The organism is Citrobacter sp. Cpo037 (assembly GCF_030332945.1).
In the GTDB taxonomy this organism is placed as follows: Bacteria; Pseudomonadota; Gammaproteobacteria; order Enterobacterales; family Enterobacteriaceae; genus Citrobacter; species Citrobacter portucalensis.
In genome coordinates this window covers 1-14674 of sequence record NZ_JAOWGW010000038.1, presented here as the reverse complement: position 1 = coordinate 14674, position 14674 = coordinate 1, and the positions used below count along the sequence as shown (strand labels likewise).

The following is a 14674-nucleotide window of genomic DNA, read 5'->3' as shown; positions in this document are numbered from 1 at the left end:
GGCTTTGTTGAATAAATCGAACTTTTGCTGAGTTGAAGGATCAGATCACGCATCCTCCCGACAACACAGACCATTCCGTGGCAAAGCAAAAGTTCAGAATCACCAACTGGTCCACCTACAACAAAGCTCTCATCAACCGTGGCTCCCTCACTTTCTGGCTGGATGATGAGGCGATTCAGGCCTGGTATGAGTCGGCAACGCCTTCATCACGAGGAAGGCCCCAGCGCTATTCTGATCTCGCCATCACCACCGTTCTGGTGATTAAACGCGTATTCCGGCTGACCCTGCGGGCTGCGCAGGGTTTTATTGATTCCATTTTTGCCCTGATGAACGTTCCGTTGCGCTGCCCGGATTACACCAGTGTCAGTAAGCGGGCAAAGTCGGTTAATGTCAGTTTCAAAACGTCCACCCGGGGTGAAATCGCACACCTGGTGATTGATTCCACCGGGCTGAAGGTCTTTGGTGAAGGCGAATGGAAAGTCAGAAAGCACGGCAAAGAGCGCCGTCGTATCTGGCGAAAGTTGCATCTTGCTGTTGACAGCAACACACATGAAGTTGTCTGTGCAGACCTGTCGCTGAATAACGTCACGGACTCAGAAGCCTTCCCGGGCCTTATCCGGCAGACTCACAGAAAAATCAGGGCAGCCGCGGCAGACGGGGCTTACGATACCCGGCTCTGTCACGATGAACTGCGCCGCAAAAAAATCAGCGCGCTTATTCCTCCCCGAAAAGGAGCAGGTTACTGGCCCGGTGAGTACGCAGACCGCAACCGTGCCGTTGCTAATCAGCGGCTGAGCGGAAGCAATGCACGGTGGAAATGGACAACGGAATATAACCGTCGCTCGATAGCGGAAACGGCAATGTACAGAATGAAGCAGTTGTTGGGAGATTCACTGACGCTGCGTGACTACGATGGTCAGGTAGCGGAAGCTATGGCCATGGTGCGTGCGTTGAACAGGATGACAAAGGCTGGGATGCCAGAAAGCGTGCGTATTGCCTGAAAATCCAGCCAGCTACAGGGTCGTTCGCACGAAATCTTATTTATTCAACAAAGCCTTGCCTTAGGTGATGCGTTTTACTCCGGCCTTGGGCTCTTTGGTATGGCAACGCTAATCACCCAGTGTGAAGAGATATTTTCATTGATTAAGATTGTCGGCGGCGCCTATCTGCTGTGGTTTGCCTGGAACAGCATCCGCCATCAGGCCACACCGCAAATGCCCACGCTACAGCAGCCGCTTTCCGCCCCCTGGTATGTATTTTTCCGCCGTGGATTACTAACAGATTTATCGAACCCACAAACTGTACTGTTTTTTATTAGTATCTTCTCGGTCACCTTAAGCGCAGACACACCTACGTGGGCCAGACTGATGGCCTGGGCAGGCATTGTGTTGTCTTCCGTTATCTGGCGTATTTTTCTCAGCCAGGCATTTTCTTTGCCTGCCGTGCGACGGGCGTATGGTCGCATCCAACGGGTTGCCAGCCGGGTAATTGGCGCAATAATAGGTGTCTTCGCGCTAAGACTTATTTATGAAGGTATTAGCCATCGATAAGAGAGTTTAACTTGACCATCGTGAGGTAATTGTCCGTAATACCGCCTGAATTTTTAATCGCAGGTTGAGTGGCAGTGAGATGGAACAGGTTGAACCGGTAAACGACACATTACTCCTTACGGAATGGCAGGCGCTGATACGACAAACATCGCCTGACGTTCATACGCTCCTCACATCGTTAAGCGATGAAGAGATCCGCCATTTAGTGACCGTTTTTTATGACTATATGCTCTCCCATGCCCAGAGCGCATTGTTCCTTAATACAGAACAGGTCAGTACCCGCCTCAGCGGTAGTATGTTTGACTGGTTACGCAGCGTGCTCGGCAGCGCGCACGAAGATCTCTCACAGCTGCTGGCCAAACAGCGAGAAATTGGCGTGGTGCATGCCCGTATCGGCCTGCCCATCGATCTGGTGAATCGCGGCGCGCGTAAGCTCAAGGATGAGCTGTATCGAGTATTGAAAACCAAAGCTGACCACTCGTCTTCCCTGCTGAGCAATGCTATCTGTTTCAGCAGCCTGGCAATGGATACTGCGCTGGAGGCCATGACCGTCTCCTATTCCCCAAGCCACCAAAACTCCCTGCATACGCAGGAGCAGTATCGCCTGCAGACCATTTACGATGACGTTAACGTCGAGCGCGAACGGCAAATTCGCTCATTTACCGACTGGGAAAACCAGTTTATCTATAACATTGCCACCGGAATGCCTTTCGGTGAAATGGTGTTTCTGGCGAACTCTGATTTTGGTATGTGGTTCTCACATAAGGGAAAACATATTCTTGGCAACAGCAATTTGCTCAAAGAAATGGAATCGCTAATTGCAGAGATCGACACCCGTCTGACGACCACCCTGTCACCTCAGAATCAGCCGACAGAACCCGAGCGGATGAGCTTATTACAGGATGTTCGCCAGCTGTCGGCAAAAATCCATTTCCTGCTCGCTTCGATGTTTGAGGCGCTGGTTAAGCAGGAAAATGGTAAAGATTCGCTGACCCAGTTGCTTAATCGCCGCTTTATTCCGACCATCATGCGACGCGAAATCTCGCTGGCGTTACATGCGCGTAAGCCTTTTAGCCTGGCGATGCTGGATATCGACTACTTCAAGCAAATTAACGATAACTTCGGGCATAATACCGGCGATCTGACGCTCAAAAATGTCGCAGCGGCCATTTATGATCATATCCGTAGCAGCGATTACGTGTTCCGCTACGGTGGTGAAGAATTTATGATCTTGCTCGTCGAGTCAGATGAATCGCAGGCCAGTATTATTCTGGAAACGCTGCGTATGAAAATTGCCGGGATGCGCATGGCAGCCTCTGCGACAGAAACGTTTTCTATTACCGTCAGTATCGGTATTGCCGAATATGATTATCATCCCGACTACAAACAGCTGGTTGATAAAGCCGATCGCGCACTTTATCAGGCAAAAAGTAATGGTCGCGACCGCGTTGAGGTTTATCAGGAATAACCATTGCCCTGCAGAGAAATAAATACCCCGTTCAGGGTATTTATCTGACTTGCGATAAATATCGAGCTGTTATTTTTATTCAGGCATATTGGCATGATGAAAATAACAGCCACGTAATAAGATGCAAATCAAATACACCAAATCTGAATAGCGCTAGCATATCCCGGTGATGACGCCTTCTGAATGCAGAAGGGGAAATATGAGGGATAGTATAAAATCATGAACGGGAAGAAAAGAACGCGCTGGCAGCGCCGTCCTGGCACGATCGGAGGCAAACTGCCGTGGAATGACTGGCGCAACGCCAGCAGCTGGCGAAAAGCCACCCAGTTTCTCCTGCTGGCTATTAATATTTATATTGGCGTAACGTTCTATTACTGGGTCCGCTATTTCGAAACCGCCGGCACCAGCGTCTATATTCCAAGGCCAGGTGGTATTGAGGGATGGCTACCAATCGCGGGTTTGATGAATATCCGCTATACGCTGGAGACTGGTTTTCTTCCGCCTATCCATGCCGCCTCCATGCTGCTGTTAGTTGCGTTTATCCTGATTAGTCTGTTGTTAAAAAAAGCCTTCTGCTCGTGGTTATGCCCGGTGGGCACGCTGTCCGAACTGCTCGGCAATCTGGGGAAAAAAGTATTTGGTCGCAACTTCACGCTGCCGCGCTGGCTGGATATTCCGCTGCTCAGTCTGAAGTATTTGTTGCTGAGTTTCTTTTTGTATATCGCCCTGTCGATGCCTGCGCAGGGGATTCAGTATTTTCTAATGTCGGCCTATGGCATGATTATCGACGTGAAGATGCTCGATTTCTTTCGCCATATTGGCTCCGCTACGCTCATCTTTGTTATCGTTATCAGCGTCCTGAGCCTGTTTATTCGCAATGCCTGGTGCCGCTATCTGTGCCCTTATGGTGCGCTGCTCGGCCTGTTCTCATTACTCTCACCGTTTAAAATCCGCCGTAACGCTGACAGCTGTATCGACTGCGGAAAATGCGCGAAAAACTGCCCGTCGAATATCCCGGTCGACAGACTGATTCAGGTGCGTACCGTGGAATGCACTGGCTGCATGACCTGCGTTGAATCCTGCCCGGTAGCCTCAACGCTGAGCTTTTCACTGCAGACTCCGCCTGGAGCACAAGGCAACGGTGGTAAATCATTATGGCGCCAGAGGACGCTGTCAGGTGTTGCCATGACGCTACTGGTGCTGGGCATTCTGTTTGCCACTATTGGTTATGCCGTTTATGCCAATGTCTGGGATACGCCAGTGCCCGATCATATGTATTTCCAGCTGATCCCGAAGGCAAAGATGATCGGCCATTAATTTTTTTATCAGTATGTTCAAAACCCTGCCAATTCTGGCAGGGTTTCCCGCGTATTTTGCCATTTTAAGACAATTGAACTTGTGCCATCACGCTCTCGTTTATACAACCTTAAATATCATCTGTAATAATTTTTCTATTTTGTTATGGGCGACTGGGATCAAAATAATGAACGGGATAACATCATGACTAAAATAAAACTGGCACTGCTATTACCTCTGTTTCTGGCGGGTTGTACGATGAGCGACGGGGAATTAAGAAACGCTTACGCTCAGCATTATCAGCAACCTACCGCTTATGTAGATGCTTATAAACAGAAAATAGCCAGTATGGATATTCATGCGCTGGCCCAATATGCCGCCGCAGAAGATAAGAAAAAAATGCGTGGGCAGCCAAGACTGAAAATCGACGAATTCATTACCATTGAGAACGTGCAGGCGAAAGGAAATCGGGTAGTCTATGATTACTCACTGTCCGAAAGCTGGCTGGCGCTGTCCGCAGATAAACAGCGCGAGAAGCAGACTAATATGAATAAAGACCTGATCTACCGTACCTGCTCGCTGGAAACGGTACGTCTGGCGCAGGCAAAAGGGCTGGAAGAAGAGCATAACTATTACAGCCAGTACCCAGACAAAGTTGCCTTTACTCTGAGAACCAGCGCGCAAATTTGTCTGCAAAACGGTTTTACACAATAACCGCAATCCACTATGCCTGTTGCGCTGCGCTTATCAGGCCTACGATTTACATGCTGCCGTAGGCCGGATAAGGCACCAGTGCACAGATTTGTCTGCAGAACGGTTTTACACAATAGCCGCAATCACAACGCCTGATGCGCTGCGCTTATCAGGCCTACGATTTACACGCTGCCGTAGGCCGGATAAGGCACCAGTGCACAGATTTGTCTGCAGAACGGTTTTACAAAATAATCGCAATCCACTATGCCTGATGCGCTGCGCTTATCAGGCCTACGATTTACACGCTACCGTAGGCCGGATAAGGCGCCAGCGCCGCATCCGGCTAAAACATCAGAATTTCCACGAAACGCTGCCGACAATACTGCGCTCGGCGCCGAAGTAGCAGTATGAGAGCGAGTTACAGGCCGCAACGTAGCGCTTGTCGGTCAGGTTGTTAACGTTCAACTGCGCGCTCAACCCTTTAATGCCGATATTCGTTAAGTCGTAACCAATCACCATATCCACCAGCGTGTAGGACGGCAGGGTGTGAGTATTCAGGCGATCGCTGGTAATACCGTTAACGTAGCGCACGCCTGAACCCAACGTCAGACCGTCCAGCGGACCGCTTTTCACATCGTAGCTCAGCCAGGTACTGGCCTGGTTACGCGGGGCGTATACTGCGCGCTTGCCCTGTTCTTCCGGGCTGCTTTTCTTATAGCGAATGTCGGTATAGGTATACGCCGCCTGCAAACGGAAGCTATCCGTCAGTTGGCTAATTGCCTCCAGCTCCACCCCTTCAGATTCAATTTCCCCAATCGAGCGGTACGGATCGGTCGGCTCTTCTTTGGTGGCGATATTCGTCTGATTGATACGGAATACCGATGCGCTGAACTGGCTGTTGAGTCCTTCCGGCTCATATTTCAGCCCGGCTTCCCACTGCTTGCCTTTCATCGGATCCAGCAGATTGCCGTTCTCATCGGCAAAGCTGGTTGGCGTAAAGGCAGTGGAATAACTCACGTACGGCGCAAAGCCGTTATCGAATAAATAGAGCAACGCGGCGCGGGTGCTGAAGTTGTTTTTATCCAGATCGCTGCGAGTATTCTTGATCTTATCAATGTTAGAAACGCTGACCTGATCGTAACGACCACCGAGCGTAATACGCCAGCGATCCCATGACATCTGATCCTGCAAATAGTAACCCGTCTGGCGCAGCTTGTGTTTCTCACGCGCATACATGTCGATGTAATCAGGCTTCGCGCCGTACACTGGATTAAAAGCGTCAATCGGCGGGAAAGCGCCGTAGTAACCGGTAGTATTGTTGCTGCGATCCTGATAGTCGATCCCCACCAGCAGACGGTGGTTTACCTGCCAGGTATCAAAGCTGCCGTCGAACTGGTTATCCAGCGTAATCGCCGACATTTTTTCATCGGAGCCGGAGTAACCGCGATTAAGCTCGGTTTCATTCAGCCAGCCCGCCGCATACACCTGATTCAGCTCAACGTCGGTATGCAGATAGCGCAGCTTTTGCCGCACCGACCAACCGCTATCAAACATATGCTCAATGTTGTAGCCCACCATGTTTTCACGGCGATCGTATTTGTCGTAATCATCCTCGCCTTCGTAAAAGGTGTTGGAGATCTTTTGCCCGTAATGCGGAACCACGGTGCCGTCATACGGCAGACCGGAGTGGCTACCGCCTTCCGGGTCACGGTGCAGATAGGCCATCAGATCCAGACGCGTCTGGTCGGTGATACGCCAGGTCAGGCTGGGCATCAGCGCGTAACGCTCTTCCTTCAATGGACCAAACTGCGAGTCCGCGTAACGCGTCATCCCGCTCAGTCGCGCCGCCACACGATCGTTATCATCCAGTGCCCCGGTAACGTCAAACGCCGCACCGCGCTGGTTATTGTTGCCAGCAAACAGCTTCACTTCTCCGCCCGCATCAAACGACGGCTTACGTGAGGTCAGCGCCACAATACCGCCCGGAGAGGAACGACCATACAGTACGGAAGCCGGGCCACGTACGACTTCGATATCTTCGAGGAACCACGGATCGACCACCAGCGAGCTGTGTGAGTTGGTGTCGCCCATCATCTTCAGACCATCGAGATAGACGTTATCCAGGCTACCGTCAGAAAAGCCACGTAGCACGATGTAGTCAAAGCGGTTGGAGGCGCCAATCTGATTGCTGTACACCCCCGGCGTATAGCTGACGGCCTGGCGCACGCTGGTTGCGCCCTGCTCTTCAAACTGCTCACGGGTAACGATCGATACCGACTGCGGCGTTTCAATATCCGGCGTGGCAAGCTTCGTGGCCCCGCTCTGCATCTGCGAGGTGACAACCACCGTATCATTTTTTGTTGTTTCCTGCGCCAGCAGAGGAAAAGCCACGCTGCCGGTAACCCATCCCACCAGCAGCGCCAAGCGAGTCTTCGCGAACATGAATATCTCCAAAGGCATGTCTAATTGTAAGTGAGAATTATTACCTTTTTGCTGACGGAGATAGCTATGCCGAATGCCAGGTTGCCTATGCGCAGTGCCAAATTGTCAGGAAATCACGTGCGTAAAACGCAAATATGGATTAGCAAAGTTTGAGCAAATCGCCGGGCGAAAAGCCGTAACGGCGACGAAAAGCGGTAGAAAAGTTGGTGGCGTGCTGATAACCCGACATCCAGGCCGCCTGTTGTACGCTATATCCTTCCAGTAGATAGCCGCGCGCACGTTCCAGACGGCAATCGCGCAGGTAGTCGAATACCGAACAGCCATAGGCTGCGCGAAACTTACTGCGCAGGCTACTGGGACTCATCGCTGCGCGTTGGGCCAGGTCATTAAGGGTGTAGTCATTTTCGGGACTCTGCTCCAGCAGTCGGCGAACGACCTCCAGCCGCTGCTGCTCCCCGCTCGCCGCAAGACGTTTACCGCTCTCGACCTGACACACGCTGAGGCCATGACCGAACAGTTGTAATATCAGCCCTTCCAGCATCAGCTGACGAGAAACATGGCTAATCGTGCTCTGCTGCGCGTACTGCAGTCCGCTGAGTAAAAACCCCGGCACCTGCCAGATAAGCGTTGGCGTCTGGCATCTTTCCCATTCACGCATCAACGATTCGAGCAACCCCGTGCGACACGCGCCGTCGGGATACAAACCAAGCGATAATGTCCGCAGTTTACAATCAGCATGATGACGGGCACGCATCGTCTGGTGCTCACTCAAGCGTGAGCTAAACGCCATGCCGGAGCGCACCACGTGCTCCTGTCCGTTAAGCGTCAGGATCACGCAGCCTTCCAGTACCACCAGCATATACAGAGGGCTGTCGTGACGAGAGGTGGTTTCGTAGGGTTGCAATACCTGTACGTCGGAGTGCGTCACGCACATCCCACATGGGAGAGTCATCTCCTCAATTTCACCTTGCAGAACAGGGCTGCCAGACGGTAAATCCGGCCTTTGTGCCAACTGGGGAAAGCGGTAATCGATCCCGTAGCGCTCACCAAAATCCATAAACTCGCTGACGGAGAAAGTGCGAGCGACGCGTCCGGAGGCATTCAGGGCGGTGGTATTGTTCATGCTGTCTTCTGCACAGGAAATGGGATTAACGGTTTATAACTGAAGCAACATTACCATTACCTGCGCATCACGACAATAATAATGAGAACTATTATCAATATGGATAATTAGCAGAATAAACAGATTAATCCAGCCAGTTTAGATCTGTCGATGAGATACACGGCGCAGCCTCTTTTAACCAGCGATACAGCAGCTCAATATTTCTAAGCCGTGTTGAAGTCTTTGGCCAGACAAGGTAGTAGCCCTCGCCAGTCGCTACCGCATCTTTAAACGGTAACGCCAACATCCCTGCCTGAATGGCCGCCAGGCTTAACAGCAGGTCGGCAACGGACACGCCATGACCGCTCATCGCAGCAAGACTGCCCTGCTCCAGGGTGTCGAACACTTTGCCTCGCGCAAGATTCAACGCCGGAAACTTCCCGGTGCGTTGCAGCCACCGACGCCAGTCACGGCGATCCGCTGAGGGATGAATCAGTTCACAGGCAGAAAGATCGCACTGCGCCTGCACCAGCAGTGCGGGTGAGCACACCGGGATAAGCCACTCCTGAAACAGCAACCGGCTGTCGGTATCGTCACCAAAATGGCCATTCCCTAACAGGATCGCACAGTCATACGGTTCACGACCGAAGGATACCGAATCGGTATCCATCCAGACGCTGGAAATTTCGACAACCGGGGTCGGATGCGCTTCACGGAAATGACGCAGCACGTCCAGAAGCCAGCGCATCGTCAACGTAGACGGCGCTTTCAGCCGTAGCTCATGACTGCTGCTGCGAAAGGCATGACACGCGTGTTCCAGACTCTGAAACCCAGCCGTCAACTGCTGCGCCAGCCCTTGGCCAGAAGGCGTTATCTCGATACGCGGGCCGCTGCGGACAAATAGCTCACAACCAAACCATGCCTCCAGCGTGCGAATATGACGGCTTACCGCGCCCGGCGTCACGTTAAGTTGAATAGCGGCTTTACTGAACGATCCCAGACGGGCTGCGGCTTCAAAAGCCCTCAGGGCATACAACGGAGGTAGCGTCATTCTCAGCTTCTATGTTGAGTTTTACTCACAGTAGAGCGCAGTTTTATTCGTTTTTCAATGTGCCACGCAGGCGGAATACTGATGGAAAATATCATCAGGATAATCAGGTATGAATTTCACTTTACTGGCTGCCTATAGCCTCAGCGTAGTAACCCTGCTGTTAACTCCGGGTCCTGTCGTGGCGCTGATTACCACCACCGCGTCGCAGCACGGCTATCGCCGGGCCTTTCTCACGCTGATTGGCACTAACGGCGCTTCTTTAGTATTGATTGCTCTGGCTGCACTGATGTTAGCTGGTGTGGTTTCAATCTCTGCGATATGGCTTGGCGTACTGGGTCTTGTGGGATCGTTGTATATCGGTGTGATGGCGATTAACGGCCTGCGGGCCAGGGACTCAAACCCCGGACTGTGTGCGCCAAAACGCGATAACAGCGGGCTTATCCATGGATTTCTGACAGGGGTCGCTAACCCAAAGGACATTTTGTTTTTCGTAGCGTTTTTTCCCCAGTTCATTGCCATTACGCAAGATTTCACCACCAGCATTCTGACGCTAACGCTGGTGTGGGTTATTTTTGATGTTACGGTGCTGTCTTTTTACATCATAGTTTTCAAACGCTGGATGCCAGAGCGGTTTGCCAGACGCAGCGTTTTTATCTCCTCCCTGTTTCTACTCGCGTTGGCGGTGTTTGGCATTATTTATAATGTACACGCGCTACAAATGCTCTCACCCGCGATGTGATCCCCAACGAATTGTTCAGCCAGACATCTGATCTTGCACCGGGAGGAATAAAATAAGAACAAATCGACATTAACATTATTAATGGATTTATAAACCAGGATTCAGAAAATATAGACGATAACATTTTCCCGGCGTTCAACTGGCACCCTCACCCATGACAATGCATCAACGGCGACAGGTGCCATTTCATTTTCCAAGCGAAGTAGAGGTGTGTTGCCATCCGGCACAACCGTGCTTTCACCGATCTCAAGAACGCCCCGAAAAGAAATGGACACATTGTCTGGCGTATCCGACAACCTTATCCATTCGGTTGTAATCACTAACTTTCGAGTAAACATTCGCTGTCCTTTGCGTGTGGTATATATCCGATAATTTCACAGGTAGATCAATACACTCTTTGAACAAACAGAAATTTGTCCCCCATATCAGTTAAGCATTACTTAACAGAAAGAAAATTGAAGTAATAAAACTCATTCGAAATATGTTTCACAAATTCAACCGGAAGGTTATGTTTGATGAACGTTAACTTTGCAAACTCAATATCGCCGTACACTCGAATACAGAAAGGTTTGACTATCTCGCCCTGCACGCCAAAGCACTCCTGAAGCCGGGTGTCATCCATAAAAATAAAGTCACCTTTTCTGACCTTAATACTTTCATGAAGGCCTTGCCACTTCTCCGGAGTGAGCAGAAAGCTCTCCCATCCATTATTTCTCAACACTTCAATCGTGTGAGTAAATTTAAAATAGTCGTTTTGCATTGTCACATCACCACTCGATGTGGCGTACAAATATTCTATTTTAAATTTAAGTTGTGCATTGAGGCTTTTTTTCTTCCCCTCATCAATTAACCACTGAAGCTCACTGACAATGCTCTTCGAAAAGATTTTTCTTTTTTTGGCAATAGCCAGCCAATGCATAATGAATAGATGCTCTGACATTTTAGAGTAGATTTTATGATCCTTTATTGCAATACCAATTGCGACTAACGCACTCCAGGTAAAGGCTTCAAGATCATCCTGATAATGATGTCGTAACGTACTAACTCTTCCAGAATCCCTTACCACTTAAACCTGCCCAAATAAATCATCACTGTTATTCCACGTCATTCTTGTATTACTCTATTAAAAAATCACTACAACTAAAATCGCCAAAATATGATCCAGATTAACTTATCCCTATGTAATAAACGTGCAAATATAATACATCATACTTATTAATCATTAATCCGGGGTAGCTCAACAATGACTAATAAGAATAATGCGATAAAGATAAAGGTTAATAATAATCACCAGTAATCAATATCACCTTCTGTGATGAGACCTGTAAACAGAAAAAGCAAACTACCGGGCATTCAGCAAGCCGGAAGTTTGCTTATTACAGACGAAGTTAATAGAAAATACCGATGATCAGGGTATGCGTTACAAAGCCCACAATCAACGGTACGGCGGTACGTTTAACCACATCAAATGGCGTTATTTTCGCCCCACTGGAAACGGCAATCACCACGCCGGAAACCGGTGAAATTGCCCGCCCCATATGTGATGCCTGCTGCATCGGCAGGATCATGGCAACAGCGTTAGCGCCCATACTTGCCGCGATTTGCGGGATCAGCTCAACGAAAGCAAGGAATGGCGCATTACCCGATCCCATAATAATTGCTGCCGCCAGTGTCACCAGCGCAAATACCACCGCCATAGCAAATGGAGGTAATCCCACGTGCTCCGCCATCAGGATTAATTGATCAATGGCACCAATAACTTTAATCCCGTGAGCAAAAACACCTGCCGCAACCAGTAGCCCAACCACCCCGGTAAAGGCGGTGCCCATGCCTTTAAGGAAATGGCTGAATCCTTCGCATACTGACTTTAAATCACGCACCCGCAGCCACTCAATCAACATGCAGACAGCCATCGAAATGAGCACAATGGTGATAATATTCAAGTTAATACCACTGACGAACATTTCCGATGATCCCACCGCCATCAGTATCGGAAGCATCGGGAGAAGCGCATAAAAAGCCGGGGCTTTTCCTGAATCAGTCACCTCAGCGCTACCGATTTCCCGTGGAAGCGTCCCCGCTTTACGGTCGCAATGCCGCTGCCAGAAGAAATGGCAGACGCCGACGACCAGCACGGTTGCCAGCGCTGCGGGTCCCTGGTGGTAAACAACGTATTCCACCACATCCATATTGACCGCTTTAGATCCCCTGATAGCATCGATGGCCGTCGGGGTATACGCCACACCAAGCGAGGTGGCAATAACCCCAGCAGCCGAGGCCGCAGAAAGCCCTAACCCCAGCATAATGGGGAACATCGTCCCCATCAGCAATACGGCAAGCCCGGTAGCGGATGGGATAGCCAACTGCAGGAGGCTGGCGAGCAGATAGGAGAAAAATAGAAGCACATAGGGCGAACGCAGTGCGCGCAAAGGTTTCGTCACGACCCGCACAACCGCTTCATTTGCCCCGATATGATCCATGTAATGCGCAAATCCCATGAGCGCCATAATCATCAGGCCGAGATCGGCAGCACGCGTACTAAAGAGATCGCGCATCACCTCGAAAGGATCGAGAAATGAAATCCCCGTACTGGCGACGCCCTTCGGTAATACAGAACCCCATCCGGTTAACGCCGTACAAATCATCAACACCAGGCCCGCAATGAACAGCACGGGTTCAGCGCGATAACCTTTCAGTATCAGACGCGCGACCACCACGATAACCAGTAGGGCAATTATCACCTGAATCATGACTGAGCTCTCCTCTGCGCGAACTCAGCAAAGGTTTCCTCAATGACCGCTACCACCACATCGCTGGCGGCTCGCAGTGAACGCACCGGTAGATATTCATAAATTGAATGAAAGTTATGAGCACCGGTAAAAATATTCGGGCAAGGCAGTCCTTTCTGCGATAGCACTGCGCCATCATACCCACCACGCATAGCGACAGGTTGCGGGGTAATGCCACACTTCTGATACGCGCGTAACGCAATATCAATCGGGTAGTGTGCATCGCCCTGCAAGCTATTGAACACATTGGCATAGCGATCGGTTAAATGACAGACCACGCTGTTTTCTCCCCACAGCGCGCAGGTGCTGACGGCAAGCTGGCGGATATATGCCATCCGCGCCTTATACCCTTCTTCGGTAAAATCCCGGATATCCAGCTTAAGTACCGTACGGGCGCTGTTACCCTGAAGCTGTTTTACCCAGTAATACCCTTCGCGTCCTTCCGTATACTCAGGCGCCTCTCCTCCGGGCAGCATCGCAATAAACTTATGCGCCATCAGCAGAGAGTTCTTCAGCTTACCTTTGGCCGACATAGGGTGCGCGGACTGGCCGGTAAAGATGATTTCCGCATCACCCGCGTTCCAGTTCTCATAGACAAACTCTCCAATGCCGCAGCAGTCCAGGGTATAGCCAAAATCAGCGCCAAACGCAGCAACATCAAACGCTTTTGCTCCCCGTAATCCCTGCTCTTCATCAGGAACAAAACCGACCTTCACCGGCCCATGCTTAATCTCCGGATGCGCGACAAGGTACTCCAGAGCATTCATAATCGCGGCGATGGCGGCTTTATCATCAGCCCCTAGCAGACTGGTACCATCCGTCACCAGCAGGTCATCGCCGACATAATTTTTCAGTTCCGGAAATTCACTTTCACGCAGATAAATATTCAGCTCTTGATTCAGACACAAATCCCCACCGCTGTAGTGAAGACGTTGCGCATTTGTGTCCGCGGTCTGTTCCGCGCTGGTATCCAGATGACCAAAAAAGGAAACGACAGGGGTCGTGTCATCGGTATTTCCAGGTAAGGTCGCGGTCACAATAGCGGTATCCCTGACCTCAATGTTTTCCATTCCTAATGCTTCAAGTTCTACTGCAAGTAGTTTTGCCAGTTCCATTTGACCAGGTGAAGAAGGCATTATCCCATTAGCACCATTTTCCCTTGAGGTCGTGGTATTGATTTTCGTGTAGTTAATAAAGCGTTCAACAATATCCATTCCAGGAGATCCTTTAATGTATCATTTACGAGGTACTGCAAGAGAAGACCTGCATACAGCGTGGGTTGAATAATCTGAGAACAAAATAAAATCAGCGCTCATCCCAGAACGCTGATTTTATGGGTGTTACGACAACGATTTATATAAAGGAAGATAAAAAAGGCCAGTAATTATACCAGTAATTAAAAACTCCATTTGATTGATAAAATCATATTCCCTGTCTGTTTTTACTACATTTTCCATGGTGTTAAGCTAAGGAAGGTGCGAATAAGCAGGTCATTTCTTCCCAAGCTGACTCGCTGATTAAAATTTCGCGGATCTGGGCCGATT

13 protein-coding genes are annotated in these 14674 nt (G+C 50.2%); 6 read left to right on the top strand and 7 right to left on the bottom strand.

From position 1 onward, the window contains the following. Window positions 1–32 precede the first annotated feature (32 nt). The 5 genes from OGX94_RS03590 (at window position 33) to OGX94_RS03570 (ending at window position 5028) form a co-directional block, all read left to right on the top strand. Window positions 33–1001, top strand: coding sequence for an IS5 family transposase (locus tag OGX94_RS03590; protein WP_000654811.1), 969 nt, complete (start codon window positions 33–35; stop codon window positions 999–1001). Between the two features lie 33 nt (window positions 1002–1034). Beyond that, complete coding sequence (locus OGX94_RS03585; protein WP_286568736.1) at window positions 1035–1550, top strand: homoserine/threonine efflux transporter; 516 nt, start codon at window positions 1035–1037, stop codon at window positions 1548–1550. Window positions 1551–1629: 79 nt separating this feature from the next. Further along, window positions 1630–3018, top strand: coding sequence for a diguanylate cyclase (locus OGX94_RS03580; RefSeq protein WP_257661394.1), 1389 nt, complete (start codon window positions 1630–1632; stop codon window positions 3016–3018). A gap of 219 nt (window positions 3019–3237) precedes the next feature. Next, window positions 3238–4335, top strand: a complete 1098-nt coding sequence (locus tag OGX94_RS03575) for a 4Fe-4S binding protein (RefSeq protein WP_126319126.1) — start codon at window positions 3238–3240, stop codon at window positions 4333–4335. Window positions 4336–4518: 183 nt separating this feature from the next. Then, the gene (locus OGX94_RS03570; RefSeq protein WP_226804445.1) at window positions 4519–5028 is read left to right on the top strand and encodes a hypothetical protein; all 510 of its coding nucleotides are present in this window, start codon (window positions 4519–4521) and stop codon (window positions 5026–5028) included. 330 nt (window positions 5029–5358) lie between these two features. On the opposite strand, the gene foxA is transcribed toward OGX94_RS03570, so the two are convergent. The 3 genes from foxA to OGX94_RS03555 form a co-directional block, all read right to left on the bottom strand. Further along, a complete protein-coding gene (gene foxA, locus OGX94_RS03565; RefSeq protein WP_257661393.1) occupies window positions 5359–7467 on the bottom strand; it encodes a ferrioxamine B receptor FoxA in 2109 nt (702 codons plus the stop codon). Between the two features lie 121 nt (window positions 7468–7588). Continuing rightward, window positions 7589–8572, bottom strand: a complete 984-nt coding sequence (locus OGX94_RS03560) for a helix-turn-helix transcriptional regulator (RefSeq protein WP_063941267.1) — start codon at window positions 8570–8572, stop codon at window positions 7589–7591. Between the two features lie 124 nt (window positions 8573–8696). Next, window positions 8697–9602, bottom strand: coding sequence for a LysR substrate-binding domain-containing protein (locus OGX94_RS03555; RefSeq protein ID WP_197385253.1), 906 nt, complete (start codon window positions 9600–9602; stop codon window positions 8697–8699). Window positions 9603–9711: 109 nt separating this feature from the next. Between OGX94_RS03555 and OGX94_RS03550 the strand changes: the two genes are divergently transcribed. Further along, on the top strand, window positions 9712–10341 hold the full coding sequence (locus OGX94_RS03550; RefSeq protein WP_257661392.1) for a LysE family translocator: 630 nt from the start codon (window positions 9712–9714) through the stop codon (window positions 10339–10341). A gap of 101 nt (window positions 10342–10442) precedes the next feature. On the opposite strand, the gene OGX94_RS03545 is transcribed toward OGX94_RS03550, so the two are convergent. From OGX94_RS03545 to pepT, 4 genes are all read right to left on the bottom strand, one after another. Continuing rightward, window positions 10443–10679: a hypothetical protein gene (locus OGX94_RS03545; protein WP_003830891.1), complete on the bottom strand. Its 237-nt coding sequence runs from the start codon at window positions 10677–10679 to the stop codon at window positions 10443–10445. Window positions 10680–10777: 98 nt separating this feature from the next. Continuing rightward, window positions 10778–11407 carry a DUF2913 family protein gene (locus OGX94_RS03540; RefSeq protein ID WP_048226383.1) on the bottom strand — a complete coding sequence of 210 codons (630 nt, stop codon included), beginning with the start codon at window positions 11405–11407 and terminating at the stop codon, window positions 10778–10780. A gap of 322 nt (window positions 11408–11729) precedes the next feature. Continuing rightward, complete coding sequence (gene dcuC, locus OGX94_RS03535; RefSeq protein WP_149334961.1) at window positions 11730–13091, bottom strand: C4-dicarboxylate transporter DcuC; 1362 nt, start codon at window positions 13089–13091, stop codon at window positions 11730–11732. Beyond that, entirely contained in the window at window positions 13088–14344 is a 1257-nt protein-coding gene (gene pepT, locus OGX94_RS03530) for a peptidase T (protein ID WP_257661391.1), read from the bottom strand. The genes dcuC and pepT overlap by 4 nt, the downstream gene beginning before the upstream one ends. Window positions 14345–14674 lie beyond the last annotated feature (330 nt).

Coding starts and splice junctions, on each gene's coding strand:
- OGX94_RS03555 (WP_197385253.1), bottom strand. CDS start 9,602: ATGACGCTACCTCCGTTGTATGCCCTGAGGGCTTTTGAAGCCGCAGCC.
- OGX94_RS03550 (WP_257661392.1), top strand. CDS start 9,712: ATGAATTTCACTTTACTGGCTGCCTATAGCCTCAGCGTAGTAACCCTG.
- pepT (WP_257661391.1), bottom strand. CDS start 14,344: ATGGATATTGTTGAACGCTTTATTAACTACACGAAAATCAATACCACG.
- OGX94_RS03575 (WP_126319126.1), top strand. CDS start 3,238: ATGAACGGGAAGAAAAGAACGCGCTGGCAGCGCCGTCCTGGCACGATC.
- dcuC (WP_149334961.1), bottom strand. CDS start 13,091: ATGATTCAGGTGATAATTGCCCTACTGGTTATCGTGGTGGTCGCGCGT.
- OGX94_RS03570 (WP_226804445.1), top strand. CDS start 4,519: ATGACTAAAATAAAACTGGCACTGCTATTACCTCTGTTTCTGGCGGGT.
- foxA (WP_257661393.1), bottom strand. CDS start 7,467: ATGCCTTTGGAGATATTCATGTTCGCGAAGACTCGCTTGGCGCTGCTG.
- OGX94_RS03545 (WP_003830891.1), bottom strand. CDS start 10,679: ATGTTTACTCGAAAGTTAGTGATTACAACCGAATGGATAAGGTTGTCG.
- OGX94_RS03560 (WP_063941267.1), bottom strand. CDS start 8,572: ATGAACAATACCACCGCCCTGAATGCCTCCGGACGCGTCGCTCGCACT.
- OGX94_RS03580 (WP_257661394.1), top strand. CDS start 1,630: ATGGAACAGGTTGAACCGGTAAACGACACATTACTCCTTACGGAATGG.